The organism is Streptomyces sp. NPDC058576 (genome assembly GCF_042718715.1).
Lineage (GTDB): Bacteria > Actinomycetota > Actinomycetes > Streptomycetales > Streptomycetaceae > Streptomyces.
Genome location: NZ_JBHXPF010000006.1, coordinates 179493 through 195211, shown reverse-complemented (window position 1 = coordinate 195211; position 15719 = coordinate 179493). Strand labels below are relative to the sequence as shown.

Annotated in this window: 18 protein-coding genes and 4 pseudogenes; 10 read left to right on the top strand and 12 right to left on the bottom strand. The window is 70.3% G+C overall.

The window, feature by feature from the left end; genetic code table 11:
* Positions 1–28: 28 nt before the first annotated feature.
* The 4 genes from ACFWRV_RS07615 to ACFWRV_RS07600 form a co-directional block, all read right to left on the bottom strand.
* Positions 29–628, bottom strand: a complete 600-nt coding sequence (locus ACFWRV_RS07615; RefSeq protein WP_384329682.1) for a class I SAM-dependent methyltransferase — start codon at positions 626–628, stop codon at positions 29–31.
* Positions 629–701: 73 nt separating this feature from the next.
* On the bottom strand, positions 702–1289 hold the full coding sequence (locus tag ACFWRV_RS07610) for a TerD family protein (protein WP_384329679.1): 588 nt from the start codon (positions 1287–1289) through the stop codon (positions 702–704).
* A gap of 94 nt (positions 1290–1383) precedes the next feature.
* The gene (locus ACFWRV_RS07605; RefSeq protein WP_384329676.1) at positions 1384–2664 is read right to left on the bottom strand and encodes an RNA polymerase sigma factor; all 1281 of its coding nucleotides are present in this window, start codon (positions 2662–2664) and stop codon (positions 1384–1386) included.
* A 32-nt stretch (positions 2665–2696) separates the two neighbouring features.
* On the bottom strand, positions 2697–3053 hold the full coding sequence (locus ACFWRV_RS07600; RefSeq protein WP_384329673.1) for a YciI family protein: 357 nt from the start codon (positions 3051–3053) through the stop codon (positions 2697–2699).
* 467 nt (positions 3054–3520) lie between these two features.
* Here ACFWRV_RS07600 and ACFWRV_RS07595 point away from each other — a divergent pair, with 467 nt between their 5' ends.
* Positions 3521–4408: a hypothetical protein gene (locus ACFWRV_RS07595; RefSeq protein WP_384329670.1), complete on the top strand. Its 888-nt coding sequence runs from the start codon at positions 3521–3523 to the stop codon at positions 4406–4408.
* On the top strand, positions 4401–4805 hold the full coding sequence (locus tag ACFWRV_RS07590) for a hypothetical protein (RefSeq protein ID WP_384329667.1): 405 nt from the start codon (positions 4401–4403) through the stop codon (positions 4803–4805). Before ACFWRV_RS07595 ends, ACFWRV_RS07590 begins: the two co-directional genes overlap by 8 nt.
* 48 nt (positions 4806–4853) lie before the next feature.
* On the opposite strand, the gene ACFWRV_RS07585 is transcribed toward ACFWRV_RS07590, so the two are convergent.
* Positions 4854–5483 (bottom strand): class I SAM-dependent methyltransferase, encoded by a 630-nt coding sequence (locus ACFWRV_RS07585; protein WP_384329664.1) that lies wholly within the window; start codon positions 5481–5483, stop codon positions 4854–4856.
* Positions 5484–5537: 54 nt separating this feature from the next.
* Between ACFWRV_RS07585 and ACFWRV_RS07580 the strand changes: the two are divergent.
* Positions 5538–5708: pseudogene (locus ACFWRV_RS07580) on the top strand (transposase); the annotation flags it as partial.
* A gap of 184 nt (positions 5709–5892) precedes the next feature.
* Here the strand turns inward: ACFWRV_RS07580 and ACFWRV_RS07575 are convergent.
* Entirely contained in the window at positions 5893–6546 is a 654-nt protein-coding gene (locus tag ACFWRV_RS07575) for a TetR/AcrR family transcriptional regulator (protein ID WP_384329661.1), read from the bottom strand.
* 80 nt (positions 6547–6626) lie between these two features.
* Here ACFWRV_RS07575 and ACFWRV_RS07570 point away from each other — a divergent pair, with 80 nt between their 5' ends.
* Together ACFWRV_RS07570 and ACFWRV_RS07565 are read left to right on the top strand one after the other, a co-directional pair.
* Positions 6627–7034, top strand: coding sequence for a RidA family protein (locus tag ACFWRV_RS07570; RefSeq protein WP_384329658.1), 408 nt, complete (start codon positions 6627–6629; stop codon positions 7032–7034).
* Positions 7035–7071: 37 nt separating this feature from the next.
* Positions 7072–7996 (top strand): annotated as a pseudogene (locus ACFWRV_RS07565) (IS5 family transposase).
* 29 nt (positions 7997–8025) lie between these two features.
* Here ACFWRV_RS07565 and tatA read toward each other — a convergent pair.
* From tatA to ACFWRV_RS07545, 4 genes and pseudogenes are all read right to left on the bottom strand, one after another.
* Positions 8026–8184 (bottom strand): annotated as a pseudogene (gene tatA / locus ACFWRV_RS07560) (Sec-independent protein translocase subunit TatA); the annotation flags it as partial.
* A 127-nt stretch (positions 8185–8311) separates the two neighbouring features.
* Positions 8312–9336, bottom strand: a pseudogene (locus tag ACFWRV_RS07555) (HAD-IC family P-type ATPase); the annotation flags it as partial.
* Positions 9320–9715, bottom strand: a complete 396-nt coding sequence (locus tag ACFWRV_RS07550) for a cation-transporting P-type ATPase (protein ID WP_384329655.1) — start codon at positions 9713–9715, stop codon at positions 9320–9322. The gene ACFWRV_RS07550 and the pseudogene ACFWRV_RS07555, both read right to left, overlap by 17 nt.
* A gap of 71 nt (positions 9716–9786) precedes the next feature.
* Entirely contained in the window at positions 9787–10152 is a 366-nt protein-coding gene (locus ACFWRV_RS07545; protein WP_384329652.1) for an ArsR/SmtB family transcription factor, read from the bottom strand.
* Between the two features lie 446 nt (positions 10153–10598).
* Here ACFWRV_RS07545 and ACFWRV_RS07540 point away from each other — a divergent pair, with 446 nt between their 5' ends.
* A complete protein-coding gene (locus ACFWRV_RS07540; RefSeq protein WP_384329812.1) occupies positions 10599–11180 on the top strand; it encodes an ATP/GTP-binding protein in 582 nt (193 codons plus the stop codon).
* A gap of 26 nt (positions 11181–11206) precedes the next feature.
* Here the strand turns inward: ACFWRV_RS07540 and ACFWRV_RS07535 are convergent, their stop codons facing one another.
* Positions 11207–11635, bottom strand: a complete 429-nt coding sequence (locus ACFWRV_RS07535; RefSeq protein ID WP_384329649.1) for a PPOX class F420-dependent oxidoreductase — start codon at positions 11633–11635, stop codon at positions 11207–11209.
* Positions 11636–11775: 140 nt separating this feature from the next.
* Between ACFWRV_RS07535 and ACFWRV_RS07530 the strand changes: the two genes are divergently transcribed.
* From ACFWRV_RS07530 to ACFWRV_RS07520, 3 genes are all read left to right on the top strand, one after another.
* Positions 11776–12198 (top strand): roadblock/LC7 domain-containing protein, encoded by a 423-nt coding sequence (locus tag ACFWRV_RS07530; RefSeq protein ID WP_384329646.1) that lies wholly within the window; start codon positions 11776–11778, stop codon positions 12196–12198.
* 108 nt (positions 12199–12306) lie between these two features.
* Positions 12307–13317: a DUF6397 family protein gene (locus ACFWRV_RS07525; RefSeq protein WP_384329643.1), complete on the top strand. Its 1011-nt coding sequence runs from the start codon at positions 12307–12309 to the stop codon at positions 13315–13317.
* 39 nt (positions 13318–13356) lie between these two features.
* Positions 13357–13845 (top strand): GNAT family N-acetyltransferase, encoded by a 489-nt coding sequence (locus tag ACFWRV_RS07520; protein WP_384329640.1) that lies wholly within the window; start codon positions 13357–13359, stop codon positions 13843–13845.
* 125 nt (positions 13846–13970) lie between these two features.
* On the opposite strand, the gene ACFWRV_RS07515 is transcribed toward ACFWRV_RS07520, so the two are convergent.
* Positions 13971–14645 carry a histidine phosphatase family protein gene (locus ACFWRV_RS07515; protein ID WP_384329637.1) on the bottom strand — a complete coding sequence of 225 codons (675 nt, stop codon included), beginning with the start codon at positions 14643–14645 and terminating at the stop codon, positions 13971–13973.
* 249 nt (positions 14646–14894) lie between these two features.
* Here ACFWRV_RS07515 and ACFWRV_RS07510 point away from each other — a divergent pair, with 249 nt between their 5' ends.
* Positions 14895–15515 (top strand): LAETG motif-containing sortase-dependent surface protein, encoded by a 621-nt coding sequence (locus ACFWRV_RS07510; protein ID WP_384329634.1) that lies wholly within the window; start codon positions 14895–14897, stop codon positions 15513–15515.
* The last annotated feature ends 204 nt before the right edge of the window (positions 15516–15719 follow it).

Genomic DNA, 15719 nt, shown 5'->3' with positions numbered 1-15719 from the left:
CGGGCTGCCGGGCTCGGGGCCCGCGGCCTCAGGGCTGCCGGACCGCGAGGGCGAGGAAGCGGTCGTCCTCATCGGTGTAGGACTCCAGCCGCCATCCCGCACCACCCAGCAGCGCCCGCAGCCTGGGCTCGGCCCGCAGGTCGTCGTCGGTGACGGTGCGCCCCTGGCGCGCGGCGAGGGCGGCCCGGCCGATCGGGTGGAACAGCGCCAGGACCCCGCCCGGCCGGACCACGCGCGCGAGTTCCGCCACATCGGCCTCGGGCCGGGCCAGATGAGAGATCAGCCCGGCTCCGAACACCGCGTCCAGGGCTCCGTCGCGCAGGGGCAGCCGAGCGACATCGGCACGGACGAGCGTCCCGCTGTCGCCCCGCCCCGCCCGTGCCGCCGCCTCCAGCATGGCCGGGGTGAGGTCGGCTCCCAGCACCGTGCCCTCGCTCCCGACCGCCGCCCTAAGCGCCGGCAGCGCGCGCCCCGTGCCGCAGCCCGCGTCGAGCACGGCATCGCCGGGACGTAGCCCGAGCAGGCCGGCCGCCGCCGCGTAGGCGGGGCCGTCGTCGGGGAACCGGCTGTCCCAGCCGGCCGCACGCGGGGTGAAGAAGTCCAGGACATGGGTGTGGTCGTCGGTCATGAGGACATGCTCGCGCACCGGGTGGGGGTGTGCGAGGGGCGGGGCCGCGAGCGCCGCAACCCGGCCTGCCCGGTCAGATGTTGACACCGTGGTCCGAGGCGATGCCCGCCAGGCCGGAGGCGTACCCCTGACCGACCGCCCGGAACTTCCACTCGGCGCCGTGCCGATACAGCTCGCCGAAGACCATCGCGGTCTCGGTGGAGGCATCTTCGCTCAGGTCGTCACGGGCGAGCTCTGCGCCGCCTGCCCGGTTCACCACGCGGATGAACGCGTTGCGTACCTGACCGAAGCTCTGACCATGGCTCTGGGCGTCGTGGATCGAGACGGGGAACACGATCTTGGCGACCTCGGCGGGGACCGACGACAGGTCGACCTCGACCGACTCGTCGTCGCCCTCGCCCTCACCCGTCAGGTTGTCACCGGTGTGGCGGACGGAACCGTCGGGGCTTGTCAGGTTGTTGTAGAAGACGAAATGGCCGTCGGAGACGACCTTGCCCGCCGCGGAACACAGCGCGGAACACAGCAGCGCACTGGCATCCAGGTCGTGATCGGCCCCGGTCGTGGTCCGTACGTCCCAGCCGAGTCCCACCGTCACGGCGGTCAGGCCGGGGGCTTCCTTCGACAGGGAGACATTGCCGCCCTTGGCCAGGGTCACACCCATGGATTTCCTCCAGTGTTCCGTCGGTCCGCACCTGGGGCGCGACGCGGGAGCCCCGGGCGACGCCTCGGAGCGGTGACCGCCGAGCCCGCCGTCCTCAGCCGGGCGCAGGCTCGGCGCCGGCGGCGCGGCTGACCTCGGCCAGGCGCTGCTCCAGGAAGGCGCGCTCCGCGGCGTTCGCCGTGAGCTCCATCGCGCGCCGGTACGACTGAGCCGCGCCGGCGGCGTCGCCGAGGCGGCGCAGCAGGTCGGCGCGGGTGGCGGGAAGGTAGGGGTAGTCGGCGAGCCGGGGATCGGTCGCCAGCTCGTCGAGGAGCGGCAGGGCGGCGGCCGGACCGTCGGCGAACGCCACGGCGGCGGCCCGGTTGAGCGCGACCACCGGGGTGTTCCACACCGCCAGCAGCCGGTCGTAGAGGTGCACGACGCGCGGCCAGTCGGTCTGCTCCAGGGACGGCGCCATCGCGTGCACGCCGGCGATCGCCGCCTGCAGGGTGAACCGCCCCGGTGGGCCGGACGCCAGCGCCCCGGCCGTCACCGTGAGCCCCTCCAGAATCGCGCGCTGGTCCCAACGCGTCCGGTCCTGGTCGGCGAGCAGGAGCAGCCGGCCCTGCTCGTCGGTCCGAGTGGCCCGGCGCGCGTCGGTGAGGAGCAGCAGGCCCAGCAGACCGCGGGTCTCGGCCTGCTCGGGGAGCAGCGCGGCGAGGGTGCGCGCGAGGTGCAGGGCCCGGTCGCAGAGCTCCTCACGGACGAGCGCGTCCCCCTCGCCGGCCGTATGGCCGGTGCTGAAGAGCAGGTGGACGGCGGTGAGCACGCTGTCCAGGCGCTCGGGCAGCTCCGCCCGGCCCGGAACCCGGTAGGGGATCCGCGCTTCGGAGATCTTCTTCTTGGCCCGGGTGATTCGTGCCGCCATCGTCGGCTCGGACACCAGGAAGGCCCGGGCGACGTCGGGCGTGGGAACGCCGCAGACCAGGCGCAGGGTGAGAGCGACGCGGGCCTCGGGGGCGAGGGTGGGGTGGCAGCAGGTGAACACCAGCCGGAGCCGGTCGTCCGGCACCGCGGCGTCGGGCCAGTCCAGGTCGGCCGGGTCCTGCGGATCGACGGTCGCCGGCTCCACGAGCAGCGGGAGCTTGCGCCGGAGGGTGACCTCGCGACGCAACCGGTCCCGCGCCTGGTTCCGCGCCGCCGTGGTCAGCCACGCGCCGGGCCGCTCCGGGATGCCGTCCCGGGTCCAGGCCTGCAGCGCGCTGACGTACGCCTCCTGCGCGCACTCCTCCGCGAGGTCCAGGTCGCCCGCGACGCGCACCGTGGCGGACAGCACGAAGGCCCACTCGGAGCGGTGAGCCTGCGCCAGCGCGGCAGCGACCGCGTCCGCCTGCATCGCGGACGCGGTCGGCTCGTCGCCGGGAGTGATCAGAACGGGCTCGTACTCGGGTCCACGACCGGGCGAACCTCGACGCCGCCGCCGGGGGCCGGGCACAGCTTGGCGATCTCGACGGCGTGGTCGAGGTCGCGCGCCTCGACGACGTAGTAGCCGCCGAAAGCCTCTTTGGTCTCGACGAACGGGCCGTCCGTCACCGTGCCGGCACCCTTGATCGTGGTGGCCGTCGTCGTGGGCGCGAGCGCCTCCCCGCCCGCGAGGGACCCACCGAGCTCGGAGACCTGCTTGACGAACGTGTTGTGCGCGTCGACCACCGCGCCCCACGCCTCGGGCGACGCGTTCGCGTAGAAGGCCGGGTCTTCGTAGATGAGGATCGCGTACTTCGACATGGAGCTGCCTCCTGCACTGGGTCGCGGGCCGGCCTGTCCGGCTCCGTCATAAAGACGACGAACACCGTGCCGTCGGATCGACAGCCAGGCCTGGATATTCTTCAAGATCTTTTCCGGTGCCGCGGCCGCCGTGCGTGCCGGAGTCCGCTTTGCGTGCTGAAGTGCACTCCAGCGGCCCCACCTGACGATGCGGCCAGGTCATCCGAGAGCAGGGATGAAGGCTTCAAGATCATGCGGTGGCGGCTTTTGGGCTCACCTTGGCTGGACCCGTCCCGGGGCCCGCGAACTGATCGACAACCTGGCGTCCTACGCGATGCTGCCCGCAGGCCCCCGCAGCATCGCCATCGGATGCGCGGGCGGTCTCTAGCCACAAGGAACTGTTGCCGGGGTTTCGGCTACTTAGGGTGACTGTACGTTTACTCATTGATGATCGATGAACTTGAGGTGGAAGCGGGTCCGTTGGCGCGGTGGCCGTCGCCACCGCCGTCCCTGTCCTGGAACGGCTGCACACGAGCACCTGGCTGTTCCCGGCGACGATGTTCACCGACGGCCGCGACGGCCCGACCATCCTGCGCAGCCGTATCGGCGGCTCCCGGTCGGAGACCCGGATCAACCACGACATCGCCGAGTTACTGGCCTGGGTCGAGACCTACTGCACCGAGCACGGCCGCAGGGACCACATCCCGCCCGACCCGGTTCACCCGGTCATCTACACCGGTCGCCTGCGCCGCACCCTGGCCTGGTTCATCGTCCGCCGCCCGCGGGGCCTGGTCGCCGCCGCCATCCAATACGGACACCTCCGCGTCCAGATGACCCTCGGCTACGCCGGCAGCTACGCCTCGGGCTTCCCCGACGACCTCGCGTTCGAGGACTGGCTGGCCCGACTGGACACCCTCGCCGACGCCCACCAGCGGCTGCGCGAAGGCGAGCAGATCAGCGGCCCAGCAGCCGAGACCTACCGCCACCGCGTCCAGGCCGCCACTCGCTTCGCCGGCCGAGTCCTGCGCACCAAGCAGCACGCCAACGCCATGCTCGCCAACCCCGACTTGCAGATCTTCCCCGGCAAGGGCATGACCTGCGTCCTTGACCCAAAGCGGGCAGCCTGCCGCCTCCGCAGCGAGGAGGACGGCACCCGCCGCACCCCCGACCTCGACGACTGCCGCCCGAACTGCGTCAACATCGCACGAACCGATCACGACATCGAACAGGTCCACGCTCAGATCGAGCAGCTACGGCCGATCGTCGACGACCCGCTGGCTCCCGCCTTCAGACACGCCCGCGAACAGCACGAGCTTGACCGCCTGGAGCGCATCATCACGGCCCACCCCAACATCGGAGAAGCCCACGATGACTGACCGCGATGCCGAACGTGACGCCATCACCGCGGCGATCCAGCGGTTGCTCGACGGCCGCCCGATCCGGTCCACCGGGGCGCTCACCACGCTGCAACTCGCTGCCGAGGCAGGCGTCAAGCGCTGGGTCCTGACGCACAAGCATGTTGACCTGAAAGAAGAATTCGCCCGCCGAAAGACCGAGGCGAACGGCATCCCGCCCGCCTTCCAGCACCTCCACGCACGCGCCGTCGACGCCGAAGCCACCGCCCACGCATTGCGGGAGGACAACGACCAGCTCCGCGAGCACGTCGCCGTCTATGCCCAGGTCATCCACGAACTCCGCACAGAGCTGGACCGGCACACCGACAACACCACCCGCCGCAGCCCTGTCCGGAGCCTGCCCACCAGCACCACCTGACGCGCGCGACGAGCGGATGGAGCCAGCCCGCCAGCCGGACGGATGGACCTACGGGCGGCGGGCCAGAAGGTGGGCGTCGAGAAAGCCCCGTTCGGAGGCCGGGTCGTGGAGCAGCCGAGCGAAAGGAACGAGCCCGGCATCGGTCAGCAGTGCGGCGAGGTGGTCCGCCGGCCAGCTGTAGGCAGGTGCCACCTTGTGGTCGAACTTGACCGGCTCCGGTCCGTCGGTCCCGAAGAAGGAGACCAGGAGCACGCCACCCGGCGCCAGGACGCGGACCTGCTCGGCGAGCAGCTCAGGCAGTTCCCCCGGTGGGGTGTGGATCATTGAGTAGTGGGCCAGTACGCCGCCGAGCACACCGTCCTCGATCGGCAAGGACTCCATCCGCGCCTCCTGGAAGCGCAGCGCCGGATGGGCCCGCCGGGCGTGGTCGATCATGCCGTGGGAAAGGTCGAGTCCGAAGGCTTCCAGGCCCAGGTCGTGCAGCATGGCCGTCAGATGTCCGGGCCCGCACCCAACGTCCGCTGCCCGCAGGTTGCCCGTCGCGCGCACCAGTTCGGCGAAAGTGCCGATCATGGCCCGGGAGAAAGGCTGCGTCTCCAGCCGGTCTGCGAACAGCGATGCGTACAGCTCAACGACTCCGTCGTAGGCCGCTCTGGTCTCGTCCTGATGATTCGCCACAGGGAGGACCCTATAGCCGGTCCAATAATCGGTCTTGTGGCAGGTTGAGGGGAGGTGACGGACGCGGCGTGGGAGCGGATAGAGCCCCTGCTGCCGCAGGCGGACGGACGTGGCCGTCCATGGCGTGATCACCGACAGCAGGTGGTCAATGGTGTGTTGCGGCGGCTGCGGACCGGGGCTCCTTGGCGCGACCTGCCTCAGCGGTACGGGCCGTGGCAGACCGCACCATGATCGATTGCCGTCGGAAGCAACAGGTCGAAATGGGCGAGAGAACCGGCGGTCGCCATAGGGCCTGCGCTCTCATAGAAATTGCTGGTCACCGGCTCAAGCAACTTGGACGCGAAGTCGTGATGGAGCACATGCACGCCCACCTCCCCCGTGTGCTGAAGCCGGCGACTTCATGATCAATCTATTGGAGCCTGTCTCTCCGATCACGGGAGTTGGGCGGGGCTGGGGCCGGCTGGCCCCAGCCGTTCTCAACCGACTGGCGGCATCGGGCGGGTTCGTCTCCTGCGCCGGTGAACAGTGCGGTCAGCATGGGTGCGCCGTGAGCAAGGGCCTGGTGCGGCATGGGCCCTGTGGCGACGAGGGATGCGAGTCCGTGTCCGATGGTCCAGCTCTGTGTTGCCAGTTCCAGCGGGTCGACCTCGTCGCGGAAGCGGCCACTCGCCTTGGCCCGCTCGATGGCCTGGACGAGACTGTGCAGGGTTTCGTCCGCGGCGCCGGCGTCTTCGAGGTCGAAGCCCGCGTCGAACATGACGCGGTAGAGGTCCGGGTTCTCCAGGGCGTTGGCCAGGTAGGCGCCACCCAGGGCGGCGAGGTCTCGTACCGGGTCCGCGGACATCTTGACGGCTGCAAGTCGGGTGGCCAGGCGGGTGAAGCCTTCTTGTCGAAGTGCCTTCCAGAGGCCGTCCATACCGCCGAAGTAGGTGTACACGGCCATCGTTGATACGCCGGTTCCGGCGACCAGGGTGCGCAGTGTGACCGGTTGCCGCGTCCGCAGCATCTGGGCGGCCCGTTCGAGGAGCAGGGAGCGGACCGCTGGATCTTTCGTCCTTGCCATGGCCTCACAATACATAGCATCGCTATACTTTGATGAGTGCCGATCTTGCCGCTCCATATGCCACGAGGAAGAGGTCGTTCATGTCTGTGACGCTGCTCAATCCCGAAGGATTGCCGAAGCCCGAGGTCTACCGACAGCTGTCGGTCGCCACCGGATCGAAGCTGGTGTTCCTCGCGGGACAGGTCGCCCGCGACGCTGACGGCCGGCCCGTGGGCCAAGGGGATTTCGCCGCTCAGGTCGAGCAGTGCTATCTCAACATCAGCACCGCTCTGGCCGCGATCGGCGGCTCCTTCGACGACGTGGCGAAGCTGACCGTCTACGTCGTCGACTGGAGTCCCGAGAAGATGCCGCTGCTGGGTGAGGGCGTGGGCCGGGCGGCAGCGAAACTGGGCATCGATCCGGTCAAGCCGATCACTCTGCTGGGCGTCGCGGCGCTGGGGGAACCGGACCTCCTGGTCGAGGTCGAAGCCACCGCGGTCATCGAATAGCCGTAGCACTGCGAACAGGGAGACTCTGAGGCTGACCATGCTGAGTCGGGGGGATCTGACGGACGGCGAGTGGGCAGTGTTGGAGCCGCTGTTGCCGGTGGGCAACAACCGGTGCGGCCGTTGGTGCGATCACCGGCAGGTGATCAACGGGATCATCCACCGGCTGGGCGCCGGGGTGCACTGGCGGGAACTGCTCGAACGCTTCGGCCCATGGAAGACCGCCCATAAGCGGCACTTGCTCTGGTCGGCCGACGGAACCTGGGAGAGGCTCCTGCGGCACGTCCAGTCCGCCGCCGACGCCGAAGGCAGCATCGACTGGAACATCAACGTCGACTCCACCATCACGCGCGCTCACCAGCACGCCGCCGGAGCACCTCAGACTCCGCCGCCGCCGGGGCCTTCAAAAGGGGGACGCCGAAGGCCGGTGCAGCGGCTGTCGTCCCGGGCGATACTCCTGGAGGGGGCGGTGCCCCCGGCGAGGCTCTCGGCCGGTCCTGAGGCGGCCTGACCGCCAAGATTCACATTGCCGCGGAGGGCCACTGCCGCCCGCTGTCTCTTCTGGCACACCGGGACAACGGGCGGACTGCACACAGTTGGAGCCGGTCAGGGACAAGATTCATGTCCCACGTGCGGGACGCGGCCGTCCCCGCCGCACGCCGGACGGCGTGAGTGCCGACAAGGTGTACAGCAACCGCAAGATCCGCGCCTACCTGCGTAAACGCGGCATCCGGCATGCGATCCCGGAGAAGAAGGACCACGAGGCCGCCCGTCTGCGCCGGGGTTCACGCGGTGGACGGCCCCCGGGCATCGACAAAGACCGGTACAGAGATCGCAACACGGTCGAGCGGGCCATCGGCAAGCTCAAGCAATTCAGAGCCGTGGCCACCCGCCATGACAAGCGCGGATACGTCTACCTCGGCACCGTCACCACTGCCGCACTCCTCATGTCTCTCCGATCATGATCGGAGAGACAGGCCCTAGTCCGAAAAAGAGCGTTCTCGTCCTTCATGGCCTTGGCCTCGCTCTTGAGGATGCGCAGGGACTTGCCCAGCGAGCGGGCTGTGTCCGGCAGCTTCTTCGAGCCGAAGAGGACGATCACGATGACCGCCAGGATCAGCAGGTGCCACGGTTCCAGGCCGTTGCGCAGCATTCGGGTCCCGCCTTCTCTCCGCACGTGCACAAAAGTTGCCGCATTGCGCAACTACACAACTCATGCATGCGGCCGGAACGACCGCCCCTCAGCTCCCCGACGCCCTCTTCCTTCCCTCCCCGCTTTCCTACCCGCACGGGTCCGGTGCGGCTTCGGGCAGGCGGCGGCGCTCGTAACGGCGACGGGCGGCGGTGAGTCCGACCGCGTACAGCCCCAGGACCGAGCCGAGCAACAGGTAGTAGTGGAGCGGCAGGGCGCTCATACCGAGCAACGGGCCCGAGCGGGGTGAGGGGGAGGGCGACGCCGACCGCGGCGGCCCGCAGAGGCCCACCCGCCCGGCGTTCGGCCGCACTGCGACCGGTCCGCAGCAGGATCATCACGAGGGCCTGGGTGAGCAGGTTCTCCGTGCACCGCCCGGCGTGGAACGCGTCCTCGCCGCCGTTCCCGGAGGCGTTGTGCAGGGCGAGGGCGAGCACCCCGAAGGTGGCCAGGTCGGCGGACGCGTTGAGCAGGCCGAAACCCGTGATGAAGCGCAGGAAGTCGCGCGGTCGCAGCGCGGTGGGGCGGTGCAGGGCCGACGCCGCCGGTCGGTCGAACCCGAACGCCGGCTGTGCCGCGTCGAAGCAGAGGTTCTGCACCAGCAACTGCGCCGGGAGCATCGGAAGGAAGGGCAGCATCAGCCCGGCCGTCAGCATGGCGATGACATTGCCGAGGTTCGACGAGAGAGTGATCAGCAGATAGGTGGCGATGTTCCCGCTGCTGCGGCGCCCCGCCGGCACCGCACGGTCGATCGCGGTGAGGTCCTTCTCCGCCAGGACGACATCGGCCGCCTCCCGGGCCACGTCCACGGCGTTGCGGGGCAGATGCCGACGTCGGCGGCGTGCAGGGCGGGGAGGCCGTTGACGCCGTCGCCGAGAAAGCCGGTCGTGTGACCGCCGGCGCGCAGGGCCGAGACGATCCGGGCCTTGCGCTCGGGGGTGCAGCGCGCGAACACCGTGGCCCGGTCCGCCCCCTGACCCGTTCCGCGTCCGACAGGCTGTCCAGCAGCTCGGCCGTCACCACAGCGTCGGGGCCGGGGTGGCCCTCCGGACGCAGACCGAGGTCCGCGCACACCCGGGCCGCCGTGCCCGGGTGATCACTGGTGAGCAGCCTCCCGTTCCAGGGGAGGGGAGTCGTCCGAGGTGCGACGCACCACGGTCGCCGTGGTCGCCACCAGTTCGCGGAGCGCCGCGGACGACCGGTGGGCACGGTGCTCTTCGGCCGAACGCAACAGGCAGCTCACCGCGACCAAGGCCAGGATGACGCAGGCCGTGCCCCAGGCCGAGACGAGGGCCGACACCAGGCCCAGGCAGAGAAGCACGGACGTAAAGGGGTCCCGCAGGCTGCGCAGGAAGCGCCGGGGCCAGGGCACGGGCCGCCGGTCGGGCAGTACGTTCCCGCCCGTCCGGCCGAGGCGGATCTCGGCCTCCGTCTCCAGCAGCCCGCGCGGCCCGCTGTCGAGGGCGCGCAGCGTCTGCAGAGCGGTGGGCACGGTGCCGGGAAACGGCGTGACGGGGCCGGCGTGCCGACGGTGACGTGTCTGGGCCCGCGGCTGGACTGCTCTCAGGCACCCAGCTCACGCAGGCGGACGAGCTCCTGGGTGGGGTGCCCGGCGCGTTCGGTCAGCTGGCCGACTATGAGCCGGACGACCGTCACCACATCGGGATCGTCGACCAGATAGACCTGTCGCCGGCCTTCACGGCGCGACCGGACGAGGCCCGCCAGCTTCAGTTTCGTCAGATGCTGACTGACCGAGGGAAGCGTCCCGTTCACCCGCTCGGCGAGCCCGGTCACGTCGCTCTCGCCCTGGGCCAGCGCCCACACGATGTGCAGCCGTGCCGGTGTCGCCAGGAGCCCGAACGCCGCCGCGGCCTCCGCCAGCACCTCCGCGGGCGGATCCTGGAAACCGCCGCCGGAACCTGTCGACACGCTCGCATCTCCCGTCCCCGGGCCGTCTGCGCGGACCTGACACCGCTGCCCGTTCCGGACGGCCGAAAAGACCAGTGTAGGGGCCCTGCCGGGAGGGCCCGAGGCTCCCTCGGGGTGTCCGTCCCGCCTCCGTCCCGTCTCCGGCTTGTCTGTAGAGAGACGCGATGAGGTCGGGATGCGGCAAGAGGAGTGACCGAGGCGAGCCGCATCGGTCAAGAACGATCAACCCCCTCGAACGAAGCCCACCGATTGCCATGCTGTCGGCCCGACCGGTTCCTGAAGCCCGCCCCGGTTCCAGAAGCACGGTCCGGTACCTGAAGCACGGTCCGACTTCTGAAGCCCGATCCGACTCCTGAAGAGAGAAGGGACGCATGCCCCCCGAGTCCATCGACACCCATGAGAGCCCCCGCACCGCCCACCGCACCTCCGGGGACGTCGGCAGGAGCATGATCGGAGAGGACATCGCGCTCACCCTGAAGATCATTGTTGCGGGCGGATTCGGGGCCGGGAAGTCGACCCTGGTCGGCTCGGTCAGCGAGATCCGCCCGCTGTACTCGGAGGAGACGCTGAGCGAGAGCGGGCGGGCCCGGGACGACAGCGGTGAGGTGGAGCGGAAGGCGACCACGACCGTAGCGATGGATTTCGGCCGTATCACCGTGCACTCGGGCCTGTCGCTCTACCTGTTCGGCACGCCGGGCCAGGAGCGCTTCCGCTTCCTTTGGGACGAGCTGTGCGAGGGCGCCCTCGCTGCCGTCGTGCTCGCCGACACCCGGCGCCTGGAGGACTGCTTCGCCGCTGTCGACTACTTCGAGCGCAGGCGGATTCCGTTCGTCGTCGCCGTGAATCGCTTTCCCGGCGCTCCTGACCATGCGGAGCACGACGTCGCGCGGGCGCTCGACCTCGATCGGGGCACGCCGGTCGTCCTGTGCGACGCCCGCGACCGGGCCTCCGGAAAAGAAGTCCTGATCCGGACGGTCGAGTACGCCGGGCGCATGCACACCGCCCGGCTCCTCGCCTCCGTCGGCTGACGCCCGGGCCGTCCGGGACTCCTCCGTCAGTCGGCCATGTCGGCCATAGCGACCACCTTGTCGATCCGCACCCGCACGACCAGTTCGCCGGGCACCCCGTTGCGCCGGCCGAACTCCTCGGCGGCGTCGGCCTCCACGTAACGGCCGGCGATCCGAGTCGCCCAGCGCAGAAGCTCCTCGGGGTCCTCGCTCAGCTCCGCATGCCCCTGCACCACGGCGAACGCGTACGGAGGCCGGTCGTCGTCGACGCACAGGGCGACCCGCCCGTCACGTGCGAGGTTCCTCCCCTTCACGCTCTCCTTGCCGGTGTTGAAGACCACCGAGTCGCCGTCGAGAAGGAACCAGACGGGTGCGATGTGCGGACTGCCATCGGCCCGCACCGTCGAGACCTTCACCGTGCGGGTGCCCTCGGAGAGGAAGGCCCGCCATTCTTCTTCGGTCATGTGGTGTGCCATGAGCCCATCCTGAGCCCGAACGCCGCATGGCGCGAAGCGGCACCCCGGGCGGTGGGGGGCGCTTGCCCCCACGGGACCGTTGCGCAAGGCTTACGCGCGTAGCGGGGTACGGGGAACGAGGGTACGGGGAGGACGAGCACATGCCGCTTGACCGGGGACTTGACTGGCTCCTTGACGATCTCACCAACAGAGTGCAATTCATACGGCACGCCTTGGTGCTGTCGAACGACGGGCTGGTCACCGGGGCCAGCACCGGGCTCGCACGCGAGGACGCGGAGCACCTGGCGGCGGTCTCGTCCGGTCTGCAGAGTCTGGCGCGCGGGTCGGGGCGCCACTTCCGGGCGGGCCGGGCCCGCCAGACGATGGTCGAGTTCGACGATGCGCTGCTCTTCGTGACGGCCGCGGGCGACGGCAGCTGCCTGTGCGTGCTGACCGCGGCCGAAGCCGACGTCGGCCAGGTCGCGTACGAGATGACCCTGCTCGTCAACCGGGTCGGCGAACACCTCGGAGTCTCCGTCCGGCAGGGCGGGCCCGAGGACATCGGACCCATCGAACCCTTCTGACCTCGACTTTTGTCGCCGGTGGAGAGTTATCCACAGGGCTGACGGGTGATGACTCCCTCGGGCTACCGTGATTACGGAGAGTATTCGAGCCGACGGGGGAGGACAGTCATGACGGTCAAGGAAGTGCTCCGAGCGCACGCCAGTACCCAGGACGCCGAGAGTGAGAGCACGAGCACGCGAGCCGGCGCTCATGCCCGGGACGCGAGCGCGGAGGGGAAGGGCGGGCCCACCTCGTCCTCCGCCCCGGCGGTGACCGTCGCGGCCGGGCGCGCATCGCAGGAACTGGGCATCCGGCGTGCGGAGTTCGAGCTGGCGGTGCACCTGGGGCTGATCGCCGTCGTCGGCGCACCGGGCGGCGGGCGGCCACGGGTGCATGAGAGGGAGATCGCGCGCCTGCGGGAGGAGCCGGGCTTCCCCGATGCCTTGGCGGAGCGGGTGCGCACCGTCGGCACGGCGCAAGGAGCGGCTCTGCTGGATATCGCTCCGGCGCGGTTCACCCGGCTGGCCCGTGCGGGCTGCGTCTCACCGGTCACCTTCTATCTGAACCGGTATCGCGCGGTGGTCTGGCTCTATCTCGCGGACGAGCTTGCCGCGTTCGCGGCACGAGAGCCCGCGCTGCTCGCCGGACGGACGCCTCCGGGGATGCGCACGACGCTGGAGTCGGGCGCCGACTGGCGGGCGCGCAACTGGCGTCTGCAGCGCATCGACCGGCTGCTGGACCGCACGACGGACCCCTGGGCGCGAACGGCGGTCCAGGCCTCCGCGCTGGACCCGGTGCAACTGGCGGAGGTGGTGGACGATCCCTATGAACGCGCCTATCTCGTACGGGTCCGGCCGGAGCCGGTCTTCGGACGTCCGGGGTCCCTTGCGGCGAGGGAGGCCATGGGGGAGTTGATGTTGGCCGACGACCCCGACGAGATCCTCTGGCGTCGGGTCAACCTGACGCTGGAGCTGGACGCGGCCCGCGAGGACCGGCCTGCCCCACGCCCCGGAGACGACGGAGGAGTCCGGGCTGCTCTGCCCGCCCGCACCGGGGCGCCGCGTTCCGCTGCGGGAGGCAGGCCGACGGGAAAGGGGCTGTTGGCCAGGCTGGGATGGCGTGGTCGGGGCGGCGGATAACGCTTCGCGCCGATCGTTCGGATGGGCCATCCTGTCCACATGTTGATCAGGGAAGCAACCTCCGAGGACTGGCCCGCCATCTGGCCGTTCTTCCATGCGATCGTCTCCGCGGGCGAGACGCTCACCTATCCGCTCGACCTCGGCAAGGAGGACGCCGAGGGATGGTGGTTCATCCCGGCGCCGAGCCGCGTAGTCGTCGCCGTGGACGAGGCCGGGACGGTGCTCGGCACGGCGAAGATGAATCGCAACCACATGGGCAACGGGTCCCACATAGCCAGCGCCACCTACATGGTCGACCCCGCTCACTCCGGCCGTGGCGTGGGGCGCGCGCTGTGCGAGTACTCGGTCGACTGGGCTCGCGCCGAAGGGTATCGAGCCATGCAGTTCAACGCGGTGGTCGAGACCAACACGCACGCGGTCAAGCTGTATCGGTCGATCGGCTTCGACGTGATCGGTACCCTCCCGGAGGGCTTCAACCACCCGACCCAGGGCTATGTGGGCATTCACATCATGCACAAGGCCTTGTGACGCCGCACCGTCATCACATCGCCACATCCCGACCAGCAGGAGATGGAGTACGGGCAGGGGCAGGGGCAGGCGCAGGGCTGGAGCAGGAGCGGCGGCGATCGGGGAGCGGGGCGATCCGCTGTCGGTCAGAGCTCCGGGCCCGGCAACGTGCGGCCTGCCGGGCCGCCGTCCACCACACCACTCGCGGTGACCGCCGGGACGACCGTTCCGGCCCAGGACAGGGCCGTCCATCCCGAGTCCGGCGAGCCCTCGACCACCACCACGCCTGTGTTGTCCAGGCTGTGTTCGGCGGCGAACTCGACCGTGACGTTCCGTGCGCGGGCGGCTGTCCACACACGGATAGCGGCCCCATGACTGACGAGCGCCACGGTCCCGGGCTCCTCGGCCTCCGCCGCTTCGGCCACCACCGCGTCAAAGCGGGCCAGCGCCTCCGCCCCGCTTTCGCCCCCGGGCATCCGGAGGGCGGTGTCCCCGGCCGACCAGGCGAAGGCGGTCGTCAGATACTGCCGGACGGCGTCCTCGTCGGCCCGCATCTCCAGGTCGCCGGCCGACAGTTCCCGGATCCCGTCACGGATCAGGACCTCGATGCCCCGCTCCGCGGCCAGCGGCGCGGCCGTCAGCTGCGTACGCGTCAGGGTGGAGGCGTACAACGCGGCGATGTCCTCCCCGGCGAGCGCCCCGGGCAGGGCCGCCGCCTGCCGCAGCCCCAGGTCGGTGAGACCGGGGCCGGGCCGCGCGGTGTCCAGGAAGTGGCCGAGGTTGGACGGTGTCTGGCCATGGCGGATCAGCAGCATGCGCATAGAACGGTTTCAGCTCCAGGCTCGGGCGCGCGGGCGGCGGCAGACAGATGCACAGCCCACCCTCTCATTCGGCCACCGCCGGAGGACAGCTCGACGGAAGGCTTGCCCACCTTGCCGGAAGTAGCCCTGATATGGGCTGAGTTGGTGCGAGGGACTGCGCACGGGCCGAGTGCGCCGCTCCCGGGCGATGGCAGTACTGTGCGCCCCAACCGCCACTCGGGCGATGAGACGTATCTGGAGGAAGAATCCATGACCATACCCAGGAGATCGTGGCGTGGCGCGGGAGCACTCGTGGCCGCTGCGGTCGTCGGTCTGACCGGAGGCGTCATCTCCGCCGGTCCGGCCGCGGCTCACACCCCCACCTGGGCCGTGACCTGCTCCGAGGTGACGGTCGACCTCACCAACTACACGAGCGACGTCCCCAACACGGTGACCATCACCGTGGACGGCAAGGACCTGCTGCCCACCGAGACGTTCGGCCGTGAGTTCCACAAGAAGCTGGCGCTTCCCGAGCACGACAAGCCGGTGACCGTCCGACTGGTCGTCAAGGACGCCGAGGGAGACGGCCGGCACTCCATCGACAAGACGGAGACGGCGGAGGTGTGCGACGAGGAGCCCAGCTCCCCGCCGACCGAGCCGACCCCGTCGGAGACGCCGTCCACCGGGACGCCCGAGCCGAGCGCCACTCCCAGCGAGCAGCCTTCGGAGTCCGCGCCCGCCGTGCCCGCCCCGAGCCCGAGCTCGCCGGACCTGGCCGAGACCGGTTCGTCGTCGTCGACGCCGGTCATCGGTGGCGCGGCCGTCGCGGTGCTGCTGGCCGGTGGCGGCATCCTGTGGGCCGTCCGCAAACGGCGTACCGTCCAGGACTGACGCTCCCGCGCCCAGCGGCCCGCGCCGGCGGAACGGGTCCAAGGACCGGATGAGTCCCGGGAGCGCAGGAAGCGGCCGGAGCCGTCCGACCGGCGGCCGAGGCCGCCGGGGCCACGGCGGAGGCCGTACGAGCCGTGGCCCGGGGGTGTGGCGCCACAACCAGGTGGTTGGGGACACCCCCAAGAACCAAAACCCACACCCCCC